The following is a 1,357-nucleotide window of genomic DNA, read 5'->3' on the forward strand; positions in this document are numbered from 1 at the left end:
CAATCCTCGCTACGGGGACGCCCAGTCGGGCGCTATTCTCGGACAGCCTCCCGGGGCATGACTTTATCAATGGGTGTGCTTCCGGTTTGAATTTTTGGGGGGCTCTGGCTGACAGCAGGGACGTGAGCCATGGAAATATGAACTTTTGTTCATAAAAAAAGTCCAATGAAAAAAAGTCCAATGAAAGAACCCAAACGTTCAGGAGAACGATCTTCATGTTATCTCACTCAATTGCTGGTGGATCCGGGTACTTTCCTGTCGAATCTGATTTTGTAAATAACAACCGCGAGGATTCTGGCGGTTGCGAACCATGCCCTCCTCTACCTGCCACATCCCGGTCGTCCAGATCAGTCACAATCCGGGTAGCTGATAATAATGCGGTAAATTTAGCAGTACACCAGGAAGGTGAGGGTACGGCCTCACTTGCTGAAAAGACACCACTATCCAGACGCAAGGTGTTGGGACAAAACGCTTCTTCCTGGTTGAGTAACACCTGGGGGGTGGTTCGTCGGGCGGCCAGGATAACGTACAGATCACTGTCATTCTATAGGGCCAGTCCTCATGATGATCCAGCTCGTCAATTTATGAAGCTTGGGGGATTAGTTGGCGGTAAATGGATGCAATTTCAAGCTATTTGTCCAAATCCCGATTTCAAAAGTGACAGTAACAGCCGTTTCCCGGCAAGCGAGATTGCTCCTGGTAAAGTAGAGAGCGTTTTGCAGGGTAATGTGCGGCAGGCACCAGAGACTGTATCAGTCATTTCTTCAGAGCCTGGCTTTGTCGATGATGGCCCGCCAGCCAAAAGAATAAGGCTGGAAGTACCGATAAAATATGCCAAAAATCTGGGGCGGGGGACTGTTTGTCAAATCGATCATTGCGACATTAACGGGCGTAGCTATGCCGTTAAATCAGTATCGGAGGAGTCGGTACGCAATATCTGTTATGATGCCTGGCTGTACAGAAAATGTTATTTGCCAGCCCTGCGATGGGGAGGATCTTTGGCATCCAGTCATGTTAAAGGTTATGACAGCGCCTTGTCATCTTTCGTGCAAGAGGGAAATTTATTAACAGAGCTTGAACATACCAAAACACAAGGGCGTGTGTTGGCTGAGCTGTCACGTACCAACCGTTATTTTATTCCGGTTCCGGAGGAATCAAGTCTCGCTGATTATATTCAACAGATACCGGTTACGTTCAAGGTGCCCGAGGTTGCTGAAGAATTTTCCAGTTCTGAGGCTCTGGTCATGGAGCTTATTGATGGTTGTTCCCTGGATCGGGGATCGGCAATCTCTAAACATTTTCTTTTAACCTGAATCCGTAACTTCAGAAGACGTTGAAACCTTCGGAAGCCGGTCGT

The 1,357-nt window shown here is 48.1% G+C and carries 1 protein-coding gene; it reads left to right on the forward strand.

What is annotated here, in order from left to right:
• The first annotated feature begins 215 nt into the window (after positions 1-215).
• Complete coding sequence (locus tag KDK14_RS05090; RefSeq protein ID WP_257263934.1) at positions 216-1,313, forward strand: hypothetical protein; 1,098 nt, start codon at positions 216-218, stop codon at positions 1,311-1,313.
• Positions 1,314-1,357: the final 44 nt, after the last annotated feature.

It is taken from the genome of Endozoicomonas sp. ONNA2 (genome assembly GCF_024606365.1).
GTDB lineage: Bacteria > Pseudomonadota > Gammaproteobacteria > Pseudomonadales > Endozoicomonadaceae > Endozoicomonas.